The 16,111-nt window shown below is 33.0% G+C and carries 13 protein-coding genes; 7 read left to right on the top strand and 6 right to left on the bottom strand.

What is annotated here, in order from left to right; translation table 11 throughout:
* Nucleotides 1-30 precede the first annotated feature (30 nt).
* From OF897_RS16290 to OF897_RS16310, 5 genes are all read left to right on the top strand, one after another.
* Nucleotides 31-1,077, top strand: a complete 1,047-nt coding sequence (locus tag OF897_RS16290) for a DUF6263 family protein (RefSeq protein WP_267266733.1) — start codon at nt 31-33, stop codon at nt 1,075-1,077.
* A gap of 66 nt (nt 1,078-1,143) precedes the next feature.
* Nucleotides 1,144-1,371, top strand: a complete 228-nt coding sequence (locus OF897_RS16295) for a hypothetical protein (RefSeq protein ID WP_407648337.1) — start codon at nt 1,144-1,146, stop codon at nt 1,369-1,371.
* Between the two features lie 59 nt (nt 1,372-1,430).
* A complete protein-coding gene (locus OF897_RS16300; RefSeq protein WP_267266734.1) occupies nt 1,431-3,980 on the top strand; it encodes a YfhO family protein in 2,550 nt (849 codons plus the stop codon).
* A 95-nt stretch (nt 3,981-4,075) separates the two neighbouring features.
* A complete protein-coding gene (locus OF897_RS16305) occupies nt 4,076-4,381 on the top strand; it encodes a GIY-YIG nuclease family protein (RefSeq protein ID WP_267266735.1) in 306 nt (101 codons plus the stop codon).
* 50 nt (nt 4,382-4,431) lie between these two features.
* Nucleotides 4,432-5,721, top strand: coding sequence for a glycosyltransferase family protein (locus tag OF897_RS16310; RefSeq protein ID WP_267266736.1), 1,290 nt, complete (start codon nt 4,432-4,434; stop codon nt 5,719-5,721).
* Nucleotides 5,722-5,757: 36 nt separating this feature from the next.
* On the opposite strand, the gene OF897_RS16315 is transcribed toward OF897_RS16310, so the two are convergent.
* Nucleotides 5,758-6,393, bottom strand: a complete 636-nt coding sequence (locus OF897_RS16315) for a hypothetical protein (RefSeq protein ID WP_267266737.1) — start codon at nt 6,391-6,393, stop codon at nt 5,758-5,760.
* Nucleotides 6,394-6,548: 155 nt separating this feature from the next.
* Here OF897_RS16315 and OF897_RS16320 point away from each other — a divergent pair, with 155 nt between their 5' ends.
* Complete coding sequence (locus OF897_RS16320) at nt 6,549-7,514, top strand: YpdA family putative bacillithiol disulfide reductase (protein WP_267266738.1); 966 nt, start codon at nt 6,549-6,551, stop codon at nt 7,512-7,514.
* A gap of 58 nt (nt 7,515-7,572) precedes the next feature.
* Nucleotides 7,573-8,565 carry a S41 family peptidase gene (locus OF897_RS16325; protein WP_267266739.1) on the top strand — a complete coding sequence of 331 codons (993 nt, stop codon included), beginning with the start codon at nt 7,573-7,575 and terminating at the stop codon, nt 8,563-8,565.
* A gap of 6 nt (nt 8,566-8,571) precedes the next feature.
* Here OF897_RS16325 and OF897_RS16330 read toward each other — a convergent pair whose 3' ends face one another.
* The 5 genes from OF897_RS16330 to fbp all read right to left on the bottom strand — a co-directional run bounded on the left by OF897_RS16330 (nt 8,572) and on the right by fbp (nt 16,096).
* Nucleotides 8,572-10,602 carry a TonB-dependent receptor gene (locus OF897_RS16330; protein ID WP_267266740.1) on the bottom strand — a complete coding sequence of 677 codons (2,031 nt, stop codon included), beginning with the start codon at nt 10,600-10,602 and terminating at the stop codon, nt 8,572-8,574.
* 122 nt (nt 10,603-10,724) lie between these two features.
* Nucleotides 10,725-11,897, bottom strand: coding sequence for an MFS transporter (locus tag OF897_RS16335; protein ID WP_407648338.1), 1,173 nt, complete (start codon nt 11,895-11,897; stop codon nt 10,725-10,727).
* 269 nt (nt 11,898-12,166) lie between these two features.
* Nucleotides 12,167-13,840, bottom strand: a complete 1,674-nt coding sequence (locus OF897_RS16340; RefSeq protein ID WP_267266742.1) for a glutamine--tRNA ligase/YqeY domain fusion protein — start codon at nt 13,838-13,840, stop codon at nt 12,167-12,169.
* A gap of 234 nt (nt 13,841-14,074) precedes the next feature.
* Nucleotides 14,075-15,079 carry an o-succinylbenzoate synthase gene (locus OF897_RS16345; RefSeq protein ID WP_267266743.1) on the bottom strand — a complete coding sequence of 335 codons (1,005 nt, stop codon included), beginning with the start codon at nt 15,077-15,079 and terminating at the stop codon, nt 14,075-14,077.
* Nucleotides 15,080-16,096 carry a class 1 fructose-bisphosphatase gene (gene fbp / locus OF897_RS16350; protein ID WP_267266744.1) on the bottom strand — a complete coding sequence of 339 codons (1,017 nt, stop codon included), beginning with the start codon at nt 16,094-16,096 and terminating at the stop codon, nt 15,080-15,082.
* Between the last annotated feature and the right edge of the window lie 15 nt (nt 16,097-16,111).

Here is a 16,111-nt window from a genome sequence, read left to right on the forward strand (position 1 = left end):
CGCGATTCCAAAAAATTAGAAAATTTATTTATGAAAAATATAGCAGCTTTAGCGCTTATCTCAATAGCACTTGTTTCATGCAAAAAAGAAACAGCAACAGTAACTAAAATAGACCCTAAAACAGGAAAAACAATCACTGTAGAAGTTCCTGCAGATTCTGTAAAAGAAGTAAAAGCAGACGCTGCAATTAAAGATTCTTTGGGGGTTTTCAAACAAACTTTTAAACTTGAAAAAGGAAAAACTTATCCTTTGACAACTTATCAAAGAGATACAAAAACAATGACCGATCCACAAGGTAAAACCATGAACGGAACCAGCGAATCGACGGACGAAATGAGCTTTACCGTAAATGACATCAAAGGAAACATTTACGATATGACCATTAATCTGATTGGAAAAAGAAATTCTCAGTCTTCGCAAGGAAAAACGGTAATTGTAGATACAAAACTTCCGATTCCTAAAGAAGATGAGCTGAAAATGATCTGGAACGTAAATAAAGCACTTACCGGAAATAAGCTGAACATGAAGATGGATATGAAAGGAAATGTAGTTTCTATCACCGGATTTGATGCTATTTACACAAAAATATCAAATGCTTTGAAAGATATTGTAAAAGATGCAAACCAAAGAGCAAGTGTTGTAGCAAGTCTTAAGCAAACTTTCAACGAAAAAGTTTTGAAAGATCAGTTTGAAAAAAACCTTTCTGTACTTCCTAAAAAAGGAGCGAAAATCGGTGAAAAATGGAGCACTTCTGAAAATGCTGATGAAGCAGGAAAAATTAAAGTTACTTCACACTACACTTTGAAAAGTGCAGGAAACGGAATTGTAGAAATTTCGATTGCGGGAGGAATTCCTAAAAAAGAAGAGAAAAAATCTCAAGGAGAAATGACTCACAGCATGAGCAGTGAATTGGCTCAAAACGGAACCATCAAGTTTGACCAAAATACAGGTTGGATTAACAATCAGAATATCAGTGTGAAAACAACACAAGTAGAAACTATTTCAGACGGAAAACAATCGCAGTCTATGAAAAGTGTTTCTAATTCTTCTGTGATGGTAAACCCGTCTGCTAAATAAATTTTAAAAGTTTAAAGTTTGAGGAAGGAATTTTAAACTTCACCTTAAATTATAAAAACAAGTTATATGTCTTTTATCAAAGGAATTTTTGAGATCGTTCTCGCTACTATTGTTATTTTTTTTGTCTGGAATATTTTGAAAAGAATCTTTTTCAAAAAGTTTTATAATTTCATGGGATTCAAGCCAAATAACAATCAACAGCAGGAAACAAAAAGTTCAAAAACAAATATTGAGAAAAAAGTAAAATGGGACGCAGAAACTGTGGACTATGAAGAGGTAAAAGAGAAAAGGTAATTTTAAGCATTATCCAAAATCTTAAATACTCAAATTAAAAAATCTACTTAATAACCGAGATGGCAAAAAACAAAAACTTAATATACATTGCAGTTTCTTTAATTGCATTTTTAGTTTTAGCATTTTTATATTCTACTCCTGTTTTTACGGGAAAACAGCTTTTTCAGCACGATATTGTTCAATATCGAGGTGGTGCAAAAGAGCTTATTGATTATCGAGAAAACTTTGATAAAGAAACTTACTGGAGCGACTCTATGTTTGGCGGAATGCCGACTTACCAAATGGGAAGCCGTTTTGAAGGCGATATTATTAAAAAAGTTGACAGCTATCTGAATATTTTGCCAAGACCTGTTAATTATCTGTTCTTACTGTTTTCAGGATTTTTTCTTTTAGGAATGGTTGCCGTCCGAAACTGGAAATATGCACTTTTAGGAGCCACATTTTTCGGACTTTCCACTTATTTCTATATTATTATTGCGGCCGGACACAACGGAAAAGTGAACACTATAGAATATTTTGCGCCACTTTTAGCCGGAATTTTATTGGTTTATATAAGAAAAAAATATGTCATTGGTTTTATTGTAACTACTCTATTCTTCGGATTACAGGTTGCTGCAAACCACCCACAAATGACGTATTATCTGTTTTTAGGACTCGGATTTTTATTTATATCTGAATTAATAAGAGCAATCAAAAAGATGATTCCGATGAAACATTTTTTGATCTCATCAGGAATTATTGCAGGCGCTTTAATCATTGGAGTTGGGATGAATTCTCAGCGAATCATGGCAAATTCTGAATACATTAAAGAAACGGTAAGAGGAAAACAAATTCTGACAAACGACAGTCACAAAGCCGGAAATTCCGGGATGGATAAGGAAAGCATCCTGATGTGGAGCTATGGAAAACTGGAAACTTTAAACCTTTTCATTCCAAGATTAATGGGAGGCGGAAGTCAGGAACCAGAAGGTGCTGCAATGATGGAAAAAATGCAACAACTCGTTCAGGATAACGTAACTTCTCAAGCTGAATACGATAGAATTTCAAAAGGATTCGGGAGCTTAACGTATTGGGGAGATCAGCCCGGAACTTCAGGACCTGCTTATCAGGGAGCAATTGTTTGTTTCTTAGCACTTTTAGGATTCTTTTTTGCGCCAAAAAAATATCGTTATTGGATTTTAGGAGCTACAATTCTGACAATTTTATTAGCTTGGGGAAGCAACTTCATGTTCTTATCGGATTTGTTTATTGATTTTGTTCCATTCTACAGTAAATTCAGAGCGCCGTCTTCAATTTTGGTTGTGGTAGAATTATTATTCCCATTAATTGCAATTATCGGATTATATAGATTCTTTAAAAGTGAAAATCTAGATGAAGACTACAAAAAGAAAATCCTTACTTATGTAGGAGGAGGAACTTTAGGCTTAACATTAATTTTGATTGTTTTCGGAAAATCAATTTTAGGTTTTGCTACAGACAACGAACAATTATATTTACCACCTTTTTTATTGGATTATTTAGTTGATGAGCGTTTCAGTATGTTCCGAACAGATGCCATCAAAGCATTATTGTATGTGGGAATCACTGTAGCTGTTTTATTCTTTGCTTTAAAACAAAAATTAAATCAAAATATAGCTTTAATTGTTATCGGTCTGGTAAGTTTATTTGACCTTTGGACGGTTAATAAACGTTATTTAAACGATGATAATTATGTTGATAAAATCTTTGCTGAAAATCCTTTTCAAACTGAAGGTTCGGATTATTTAGCTGAGAAAGTAGGTGATAATGCTAATTTGCAATCCATTTTAGCAAGTATTCCGGTAAACAAAACATTGGAAACTATTGCTGAAAGAGATAAAAAACATTACAGAGTTTACAATCAGGTTTTAGGTACAACCAGCGAAACCAATACTTCTTATTTCAAATCATCAATCGGAGGTTATCACGCTGTGAAACTTAGAAGATATGACGATTTACTGAACGAATATATCGTACAACCCGACAGTGTAAAGACACCAAAAATTCTAAATTTGTTGAATACAAAATACATGATTTTTGGAAATCCACAAGAACCGCAAGTTGTTCCGAATCCAAAAGCTAATGGAAATGCTTGGTTTGTAAGTGATTTGAAATTTGTGAATACTCCGAATGAAGAAATCAAGTCTATCGGAGAAATCGACAGCAAAAAAACAGCGGTAATCAACGCTTCTGATAAGTCTTATTTCAGCAATAAGCCAGTTCAGGCAGATTCAACAGCGACAATTAATCTGACAAAATATGAAGCCAATGAACTGGAATTCAAATCTCAATCGAAAACACCGCAACTAGCAGTTTTCTCTGAAGTTTATTATCCTCATGGCTGGAAAATAATGATTGACGAAAAAGAAGTTCCTTACATTAAAGCAGATTATTTGCTTCGAGCAGTTCATGTTCCGGCAGGAAATCATAACATTAAAATGATTTTTGAGCCACAAGTTATAGAAACTGGGAAGTGGATTTCTCTTCTTTGCTTCGGATTATTCGTTATATTAAGTGCGTTTGGAATTTTCTATATTTACCGAAAAAGAGATAAAAAACAACTTGAAATCTCAATTGACAAATCTGTGTAAGTTTCTGTCATTCTGAACGAAGCATAGCGTAGTGAAGAATCTCATTTTAAGTAATGATTTTTCCTAACATCAGAAGGACAAAAGAAAAACAATCAATGAAAACTCTTGGAACTCATAATTACTATGTCTATATTTTAACCAATAAAATAAAGACTGTTTTATACACAGGAGTTACCAACGATTTGAAATCCCGATTGTATTGGCATCAGAATCCGGAAGCAATTGACAAGAGTTTCACCACAAAATATAAATGTTTCTATTTAATTTATTTTGAACAATTTGCTGATGTAGAAACTGCTATCAAAAGAGAAAAGCAGATAAAAGGTTGGACAAGAATTAAAAAAGAGAACTTAATTAAAGAATTTAATCCTACTTGGAAATTTTTGAATGATGACGTTTAATAAGATTCTTCATTACGCTTCGCTTCATTCAGAATGACAATCTGCAAAATATGGAACAAAAGAAAATCCTTATCATAACCTATTATTGGCCACCTGCAGGAGGACCAGGAGTTCAGCGATGGCTGAAATTCGCAAAATATCTTCCAGAATTTGGCTGGAAACCGATTATTTATACACCTGAAAACCCAAGCTATCCTTTATTGGACGAAAGTTTAATGAAAGATGTTCCTGAAGATTTGGAAATCGTAAGAACAAAGATCTGGGAGCCTTATCAATTGGCAGAAAAGCTTAATAAAAGCAATAAAAAATTCAAAGCGGGGCAATTTGATGTGGGCAATAATCAAAGCTGGAAATCTAAACTTTCGATTTGGGTAAGAGGTAATTTTTTCATTCCTGATGCTCGAGTTTTTTGGGTAAAACCTTCCACAGAATTTCTTGAAAAGTATTTGAAAGAAAACAAAATTGAAACGATTGTTACTTCGGGACCACCACATTCGATGCATCTAATTGGTTTAAATTTAAAAAAAATAATGCCCAATTTGAAATGGATTGCCGATTTCCGAGATCCATGGACAGAAATTTCCTATTACAAACATTTAAAACTGACTAACAGATCAGATAAAAAACACCGTTTTTTAGAAAGTGAAGTTTTCAAAAATGCCGATATTACTTTGGCAACAAGCTACACCGATGCAGAAAATTTTCGTAAAAATGGCGCCAATTCTTTTTGTATTACCAATGGGTTCGACGAATCAGATGCTTCGACTTCGCTCAACATGACACAGAAGTCCAATAAATTTACTTTAAGCTATATCGGTGTTTTGGAACAACTAAGAAACCCAGAAAACCTTTGGAAAGTATTGGATAATTTGGTTAAAACCAATTCAGATTTTGCAGAAAATTTCAGCTTAAAATTTGTCGGAAGAATCGATGACAAAATTTCAGAAACGCTTGAAAATTCAAATTTAAAAAATCACATTTTAAATCTTGGTTATGTTTCGCACGAAAAAGCTGTTAACGAAATGGCAAATTCTTCTGTATTACTAATTACAAATTTCCCAAATGATTCTTCAAAAGGAATTATTCCCGGAAAAATATTTGAATATTTAGCGACTGGAAAACAGATTATTTCTTTTGGACCAAATCAAGCCGATGTTTCAAAAATTTTAGACGAAACAAAAGCCGGAAAGCATTTTGGGTATAATGATTCCAAAGAAATTGAAGATTTTATTTTAGAGAAATTTGACCTTTGGAAAAATGGATATCTTTCAGAAAACACAGAAAATATTGAGCAATTTTCAAGAAGAAATTTAACGAAACAACTTTCGGAAATTTTATAAAATTATTCCCCATCTGTAAAAGAAGGGGAATTTTATTTATATCGTCCATTCATCATTGATAACCGCTACCACATAATATTTTCCATCAAATTCTTCAAAAACAAAACGAAGTGCATTCCAATCCATTCCGCCATTTTTTTCTGAACCGGCAATATAGTTTTCTGTAAAATTGGTATTGGGATACATTTCTTTCAGATTATTAAGAGAATTTCCACCACCAAGAAATTTATTGAATGAATATTCTGATTTAGTAAAATCTTTTTTAAACAACCACTTTTTCATGTATTGATCAACAGTTGCCTTATAAATTTCACCTGAACCGTCAAGAGATCCCCAAGTGAAAATAGTTTTTGTAGGAAAATATTTCTCAAAATCGGCTTTAGAAAAATGTTTATCCTCATTCTTGTTCACAAAAGCATACATCGAAAATCTGACGCCTTTTTGAGGATGAATATAATTCGCAAAAACATCGTAATAACTTACTTTCAAAGCTTGCAGCAACTCATCATTAGTCTTTTTGAGCGCAACTTCCGTTGAAAAAGAATCTTGTTCGGTTTCCGTTCTTTCATTGGTTCTTTTAAGATTATCTGTGGAGACAGTCGGGCTTTTATCTTGTTTCTTGTCACAAGACAAAACTGCTAAAATTAAAACCATTGCAAAAGCCTTTTTCATTATAAAAATTTTATGGAAAAGTTCAAAAGGAATGCCAGTTTTAAATTATCAATTTTAAGTTTATTTCAAATTTAATAGAGTTTGATGATTAAAACTATTGTTTTTTGTATAATCATTAAAGCTTAATCCTAAAGGCTTTTTAGTATTTTTGATGTATGGAAATTTTAGATATTCTCATTATCGGAGCGGGACCAATTGGTCTTAATTGTGCTCTCGAAGCTAAAAAAAATAATCTCAATTATTTGATTATAGAAAAAGGAACAATTGTCAATTCTTTGTACAATTATCCATTATACATGAAGTTTTTTTCTACAGCTGATAAACTTGAAATTGACGAGATTCCACTTATTACAACTGCTCCAAAACCCGGAAGACAGGACGCTTTAGAATATTATCAGGGAATTGCGAGACAGAAAAACATCAATATTAATCTTTACGAAAAAGTTTTAAAGGTTTCCAAAAACGGAGAAATTTTTGAGATTAAAACTTCAAAATCAAAATATTTTGCAAAAAACGTTATCATCTCAACCGGATTTTATGACATTCCGAATCTGATGAATATTCCGGGTGAAAATCTTGAGAAAGTTAAACATTATTACACCGAACCTTACCCTTTCGCTAAACAAAAAATTGTTGTAGTTGGCTCAAGCAATTCCTCTGTTGATGCCGCTTTGGAAACCTATAGAAAAGGTGCAGAAGTAACGATGATCATCCGTAATTCTGAAATTTCGCCTAACGTAAAATATTGGGTGAAACCTGATATTGAAAATAGAATTACAGAAAGAAATATTACTGCTCATTTTAATTCTGAACTGATTGAAATTAAAGAAAATTCTGTGATTTTCAAAGATGAAAACGGAAAAATTAATGAGATTGAAAATGATTTTGTTTTGGCAATGACTGGTTATCTTCCCGATTTTGATTTTCTTAAAAATTCCGGAATTGATTTACAAGGAGATTGCTTAAAACCATTTTATAATGAAGAAACTATGGAAACCAATGTTCCGGATTTATATTTGGCGGGGGTAGTTTGTGGTGGAAAAGACACCCATTTGTGGTTTATAGAAAATTCCAGAATTCATGCAGATATTATTATCAAAAATATTATTTCCAAAAAATAATTATTTAGGAAAAATTTAATCATAAAATAGTTTTATTTTTAGATACTTAAATTCTATCATGAAAAAGCTGATTATTTTTACTTTCATTACAACTTTTTTTTCAATTCAAACTTTTGCGCAATCAGATAGCATTAAAGTTTATGTCACTCAGGCATTAAAGATTATGAAAAATAAATCTGTCAATAAAGGTAAACTGAATTGGGAAGATATATTTGCTAAAACTTTAACCGAATCATCAAAGGCAAAAACGATTAAAGAAACTTATCCTGCTATAAAAAATGCTTTAAGCTCTTTAAATGATTCACATTCTAATTTTTATCCTGAAAACGTGGTGAAAGCATATACTTTAGGTTATAAAGCTACCGGTCAGGAATTTCCTATAATTAAAAGTGAACTTCTTGAAAACCAATACGCATACATCAGTTTGCCAGATATCGGATCTTTCAACAAAGGTGACTGGAATTTATATATCAATACTTTTTATACAAAAGTTAATGACCTCCAAAAACGTAATCCCAAAGGTTGGATTATTGACTTGAGAGGAAACTTCGGAGGAATGCTTTACCCGATGTATGCTGCGATTGCACCATTTTTAGACACAAAAAATGTAGTGGGTACAAAAGATGCCGAAGGCAAAATCGAATATTACAATTACAAAAAAGGTAGATTTTATGAAGGTTCTACAGCAACGCAATTATTTCAGTTGACCCAAAAAGAACCCAAACCTATAAAAAAACCAGTTGCAATATTGGTGAATAAAGTAACTGGAAGTTCAGCTGAATTTATTGCCGCAGCATTCGTAGGGCAAAAAAATGCTAAAATAATCGGGACAAATACCCAAGGTTTAACATCCGGAAATCAGGAATATAAATTATCCGACGGATCTTTTCTTGTACTTACTATCGGAAATATCGTTGACAGAACCGGCAAAGAATACACAAAAATCGGTGAAGGAATTTCTCCGAATATCACCATCGAAAAAGCAACAGATGAGGCAAAAACTAATGAAACTTATCTGAAAAAAGCATTTGAGTCTATCGATAATAAATAGTAATAATTAAAAATCAACCTTCATTCCCAAAACGAAATTTCTCTTTGCTGCAGGATTGTAATATCGGTTTCCGAATGCATTGATGTCAAAGCCTAAAACATAATCTTCATTATATAAATTCTGAATTTGAAGATATAAATTGACTCTCGTTTTTTCAAAATCTACAGGAAATCTAAACTGAACATTTCCAATTAAATTCGGTTCCGACCAAACAGAATTAGCGTCATTCAAAGGCATTTTTGAAGTATAAAAATGAGAATAATCAACATTTAGCTTTTTGAAAAAAGTAAAATTCAGCAAGCTGTTTATTGTCGTTTTTGGAACTCCTGTTAAATCATTTCCCGAAAAATCATTTTCATTCTGTTGATAATTTTTAAATTTAAAATCATAAAAACTTCCTGAAAATCTGAATTTAAAATTACTGAAAAAATCATTTTTTAAATTGAAATTCTTAGATTCCAATAAAACTTCCAAACCTTTCTGAACTGTTTCACCAGAATTGACAAAATATTCTTGTCCGGCTTCATTTTGCCTTCTTACAATTGCATTTTTCATTCTGAAATCGAAATAGCTTCCTTCTACGAAAATAATATTTCCTAACTGTTTTCGGATTCCGATTTCTTTATTCCAGCCATATTCTGGACTTAAATCTTGGTTAAATTCCTGTGTTGAAGAACGGATTTCTTCACTCGTCGGTGCCGAATTTCCTTTTCCGATTTTTCCTCTTACAGAAAAACCTTTACCAAGAAGATAAGTCAAACCAAAATTGGGAAGCCATTGATTTTTAAACTGAATATTGCCGCTTTCATTTCTTGGATAAAGTCTTTCCCAGTCGTAAGAATTAGAATTTAAACTGATTGAAATATCGGTAAAAAGCTTTTCATCAAAATTCAATTTTTGGGAAAGAAAATAGAATCCTGAAACGTTTTTTAATCGATCAAAATTCTGCGGATTACCTTCAACTCCTCTATTATTATCGTAATTTTTAATTAAAATATCATTATTTCCACCCTCAAAACCAAATCTGTAAGCCAAAGAAATTTTATCCCAGCTTTTTTCATAATTAAAATGCGTTCTCAAAGCAAAATTCGTCTCAAAACGATTTTCAAAATTGGTGATAAATGGGTTTTCAAAGTCAACATAGGAACCTTGAACTAAAAGAAAATGCGAGAAGTTTTGATTAAATTGATATTCATTTGAAAGTCCTGCTAAAACCATTTTATTTCTGATTCCAGCATCCTGTTCTTGAGCTCCCAGAACTGTTGCTGTTTTTGGTCTCGCCTGTTTTCTATTGAAATTCATTTGCTCTAAAGTCAGTCCGCCCGGAGTTTGATAATCGAGATCAGAATACATCAACATTGCTTTCAATAATCCTTTTTCAGAATACTGAAAATTGTCTTTTAAGAAAATTTGTTTCCTCTGAACTTTTGACTGCTCACGGTAAGAATCCGTCTGATAATAATTTTGGAAAACTTCCAGAAAGTGTTTTCCCACTTGCTTTGAAAAATCAAAACTTTGGTTGAAAGTTCCATAACTTCCAACTGATAAATTCGCAGAAAGATTATCTGTACTCTTCGTTTTTAAAAGGACCGTTCCGCCTGTAACTGCTCCGTAATCTCCACTTTCAGGGCCTTTGTAAATTTCCATTCTGTCAATAAGTTCGGGAGAAATAACGTTGAAATAAGTATTTCCCGAAGCATCCGATAAAATAAAATCATCAAGATAAACTTTTACATTCCGAACGCCGAAAGGTGACCTTAAAGTACTACCACGAAGAGAAATCCTGTAACTTCCCGGTGAACGTTCTTCCATTCTTGCGCCTGCAATTTGGTTGATAGATTCGAGCATCCTTTCAGGAGTATTTTGATTCAGCAAATTTTTAGAAAGTACCGAAACTGATTTTGTGGAATTGATGAAAGCTGTCGGTTTTTTGTAGGCATCAATTCTTACTTCTGAAATTAAAGTTGCAGAATCTCTTTTTTGAGAAAATAAAAATGAAGCGGAAAATAATGAAAAGAATATGTATAATTTTGCCATTGATGTTGCTATGCAAAAATTGTACTTTCTTTATTCGCAACAAATTAAATTTTGTGAGTCTGTGAAATTTTAATAAAAAAAGAAAGCCGCAGATTTGCAGCTTTCTCTATAAATTTCAAGGGTTATTCAATTATTTTTTTTCTGTCTTTAATCATCCACGGAACGATAAAATAAAATGCAATTGCAATTGCAGTTGCAACAACTCCAGTTCCAATCCACAGTATTGTAAAACCTAATTTTTCTGCAATTAAAGTTCCCAAATAAGGCGTTACAATAAATGCGATGGAAAATGAAATTCCGTTCAAACCCATGTAAGCACCTTTGTTTTTTTTACCTGAGCGTAAAGCTGTAATGGTTGACATAAATGGCAATGCCCAAATTTCTCCAACAGAAAGCAAAGTCATCGAAAGTACTAATGTCAAAATGCTGTAATCGAAACCAAGCATCGCATACGAAAGTCCACAAATGAATGTTCCCAAAAACATGGTACGAGCGAGACTCAAATATTTTTCGGCAATCTGAACCAGTCCCATTTCGAGCAAAACCACGATGAATCCGCTGTATCCTAAAAGGTAACCGATATTTTGTTGACTTAAATGTGCAGTATCTTTATAAAAAATCGTTAACGTACTAAATAACTGGAAAAAACATATCGCAAACAACATGCATAAGAAACAGTAAATCAAAAATTTACCGTCCTGATACGGCGAGTTTTCTTTTTTTATTTCAATTACTTCAGCTACTTTTCTGGCTTTCAATTTGGCTAATTTATTTCGTTTTCTAAAAAAAATGATGTATAAAATTCCCGCTGCTAATGCCGCTAAAGCATTGGAGTAAAACAAAAAATCATAAGAAATCGCTGATAAAATTCCACCCAAAGCAGGACCTATGGAAAATCCTAAATTGACTGCCATTCGATTTAAAGAAAAAGCTCTTGTAATATTTTCAGGTTTTGCATATTTTGTAATCGCTACGGAATTTGCCGGACGAAACGCATCGCTTACAATACTTTGAAGTAAAATAATAGCAGCAACTCCAATCTCTGTTTTGAAAATTGGAATTAAACAAAATAATGGAACGCTCAATAATAAGCTGATATATTGAACTTTATATTCTCCGATTTTGTCAGTGATGAATCCACCAAGCCAAGAACCGATTACAGAACCAATTCCGAAAAAGCTTAAAACAATTCCTGTATTTTCTATGCTGAATTTTAAATGTGCAGTCATATAAACTCCCAAAAAAGGAAGTACCATCGAACCTGCACGGTTGATGAGCATTACCAATGCAAGCATCCAACTTTCTTTCGAAAGTCCTTTGAATGAGTTGGTATATAGATGTATAAGTTTCACAATTTCTGATTTTTAATAATTAACATCGTCACTTCGAATAGGTTTGAGAAACCGTATCGAGAAGTTGTTGAGTTTTATCCCAATTCGTTTTTCTATTCACTAGTTCTCGATACATTTTTCTTCATTTCATTTCGAAAAATACTCGAATTGACGAAAAAAAACAGGACTTAAAAAATTAAGCCCTGTTTCATTTATGTAGTATAAATAAATTTTTACTCTGGCTTATAAGAGTCTTTTAATGTTACGGTTCTGTTGAATACAAAATTTGTATCCGTAGAATCCTGATCTTTCGTAAAATAGCCAATTCTCTGGAATTGAAGAGGTTCTCCAACTGCCACGTCTTTTAAGCTAGGCTCACCAAATCCTTGAATAATGTTAACAGATTCAGGATTAATGAAATTTAAGAAATCTACATCTTTCTCAGCATCAGGTTGTTCCACAGTGAATAATTTCTCGTAATTTCTTACTTCCAAAGGAATTGCATGTTTCGCAGAAACCCAATGAATCGTACCTTTTATTTTTCTTAGACTTTCCTCAGTTCCGCTTCCTGACTTAGATTTCTCGTCATATGATGCGTAAATCGTAGTGATTTCTCCATTTTCATCCTTCTCTACTCTTTCACCTTTGATGATATAAGCAGATTTTAGACGAACTTCACCTCCTAATCTTAGTCTAAAGAATTTGTTACCAGCTTCTTCCTTGAAATCTTCACGCTCAATATATAATTCTCTTGAGAACGGAATTTCTCTTGTTCCTGCGTCTTCCTGTTCGTTATTATTTTCCGTGGTCAACCATTCTTCCTGTCCTTCCGGATAATTTTCAATAACCAATTTGATAGGATCTACAACCGCCATTACACGTTTTGCAATCTTATTTAAATCTTCACGAACGCAGAAATCTAATAATTGAATTTCAATTAAATTTTCTCTTTTTGCAACCCCAACTTTATCAATAAAATTCCTGATTGCATTCGCCGTGAAGCCTTTTCTCCTCATTCCGGAAATTGTAGGCATTCTCGGATCATCCCAACCATTTACTACATTTTCAGCAATCAGCCTTTGTAGTTTTCTTTTGGAAGTAATCATATAAGAAACGTTCATCCTTGCAAATTCTCTTTGCTTGTTTTTAACCCTTCCCTCTTCATAAACCTGATCTAAATACCAGTTGTAAAGCGGTCTGTGGTTTTCAAACTCTAAAGAGCAAAGCGAGTGCGAAATTTGTTCAATATAATCAGATTCACCATGAGCCCAGTCATACATCGGATAAATTTTCCAAGCTGTACCTGTTCTGTGGTGAGGTTTATTCAAAATTCTGTACATAACAGGGTCACGCATATTCATATTTGGCGAAACCATATCAATTTTTGCACGTAAAGACATTGAACCACTTTCGAATTCACCATTCTTCATCTTTTCGAATAAATCTAAAGACTCTTCAACAGGGCGATTTCTGAATGGAGATTCTATTCCCGGCTCTGCAGGATTTTTTCTTTGTTCAGTAATAACTTCAGACGGCTGCTCATCAACGTAAGCTTTCCCTTCTTTAATCAACTGAACTGCCCAATCGTAAAGCTGCTGGAAGTAATCGGATGCGTACAAAACTTTATCCCATTTGAAACCTAACCATTCAACGTCTTTCATGATAGAATCTACGAATTCCTGTTCTTCTTTTTCAGGATTCGTATCGTCGAAACGAAGGTTTACGGGAGCATTGTATTTTTCACCCAAACCGAAGTTGATGCAGATCGCTTTTGTATGACCTACATGCAGATAACCGTTTGGTTCAGGCGGAAAACGGAAACGGATTTGATCTTGAGTCATCCCGTTTGCCAAATCATCTTCTATAATTTGCTCAATAAAATTGAGTGATTTTTTTTCTTCTTCCATTAAAATTCGCTTTAAAATGTTGCGTTATACAACAATTTGCAAATTTAGGAAAATTTAAGATGGTATGAAAATGAATATTTAAGACTAAATTCACACAGAATTGAAAATAATTAACGATCTTTACTGTAGAAAAATTAGACATCAAATCACCATGAAACAGATTAAAAAACAGCTGTCTTATATTATTGAATATATTAAGAAAGCAATTTTCATTGACGGAATAATTTAATCGGACTAACTTTTGTAAAAAAGTTTCTCACCATTAAGTTCTAAAAAGCTATTGAAATTATTGGTAAACAAACTCCCAGTTCCCAAACCTTGAGGCATTTGATTTCTTTTTGTAAAGGTATATTGTGAAATTGCATTCAGACCGATATTGCTTTCCAAAGCAGATGTAATCCACCAACTAATGTTTTGCTGCTCAGCTTGAGATACCCACTCATCACAACCTGAAAAACCTCCAACCAAAGCTGGTTTCAAAATAATATATTGTGGTTTTATTGTTTCTAAAAGCTTTCTTTTTTCATTCAAATCAATAATTCCAATTAATTCTTCATCTAGAGCAATCGGAGTTGGAGTTTCGGCACATAATTCTGCGATATCGTTCCAATTTCCTGCTTTTATCGGTTGTTCGATTGAATGTATATCTAAATCTGCTAACTGCTGTAAAACAATTTTAGCTTCATCTTTAGTAAAACCTCCGTTTGCATCAACCCGAAGTTCGAGTTGATCTTTTGAAAATTTTTGTCTTAGTTTTTGAAGAATTTCATGTTCTGATTTCCAATCGACCCCTATTTTTAATTTAATGCAATGAAAACCCTGATCCAATTTATCCTGAATCTGTTCTTCCATAAAATCAATATCTCCCATCCAAATCAATCCATTAATGATGATCGGAGTTTTTCCTTCAGTAAATTCGCTTGGAAAATAAAGATTTCCACCATTTTTAAAATTTAAAACAGCCTGCTCACAACCAAACCAAATCGATGGAAATTCTTTTAATTCTTCTTTTAAATATTCTGAATCTTGAGTAATATTTTCACAAAGCCATTTTAATTTATCTTCATAGTCCGGTCTGTCATCAAAACTCAGTCCTCTGAAAATAGCACATTCCCCCACTCCTTTTTTATCGTCCTGAAAAACTTCAAGAATAAAAGTCTCTTTTTCAAGTAAAACGCCGCGAGATGTTCCACTCGGGCGTTTGAATTTTAATAAATATTTGTAATATTTTGCTGTCATTTATTTTACGCTGTCAATTCGCATAAATTCTTCAGCTTTTTCAACCATATCGATACTTCCTGCAAAAAATGGAATTCTCTGGTGAAGTTCTGTCGGCTCAACTTCCATAATTCTTCTGAATCCGTCTGTAGCTTTTCCACCAGCTTGCTCAGCCAAAAATGCCATTGGATTACATTCGTACAACAATCTCAATTTTCCGTTAGGAGACTGACCGTAAGATGGGTAAATATAAATACCTCCTTTTAACATATTTCTGTGGAAATCGGCAACTAACGAACCAATATATCTTGATGTATAAGGACGATCTCCTTCTTCCATCTGACAATATTTAAGATAATTTTTTACACCTTGAGGAAATTTAATATAATTTCCTTCATTGATTGAATAAATTTTCCCTGTTTTTGGGAAAGTCATATTCGGGTGAGAAAGATAATATGTTCCTAAAGACGGATCAAGTGTAAATCCGTTTACTCCGTTTCCGGTAGTGTAAACAATCATTGTAGAAGAACCGTAAATAACGTAACCTGCAGCAATTTGATTGATCCCTTTCTGTAAAAAATCTTCAAGTTGAACCGGAGTTCCTGGCTCTGTAACTCTTCTGTAAATTGAGAAAATTGTTCCTACTGAAACGTTGACATCAATGTTTGAAGAACCATCAAGTGGATCGATTAAAACCACATATTTACTCAAATGACCGTTTTCACCACATTTAATATCAATAAAATCGTCATTCTCTTCAGAAGCAATTCCGCAGACAACTTCTCTCTGAGATAGTGCTGTGATAAAAATATCATTTGCAATAACATCTAATTTCTGCTGTTCTTCACCTTGAATATTCTGGTTTCCTGCAGCGCCTGTAATATCTACAATCCCTGCTTTGTTCACTTCTCTGTTTACAACTTTTGAAGCTAATCTTATTGCACTAAGAAGACGTGAAAATTCACCTGTAGAATACTGGAAATCTTCCTGTTTATCGATAAGAAATTCTCCTAAAGTTTGTAATGACTGATCTGACATAATTTTCTTTTTACA

It is taken from the genome of Chryseobacterium formosum, assembly GCF_026460885.1.
GTDB lineage: Bacteria > Bacteroidota > Bacteroidia > Flavobacteriales > Weeksellaceae > Chryseobacterium > Chryseobacterium formosus.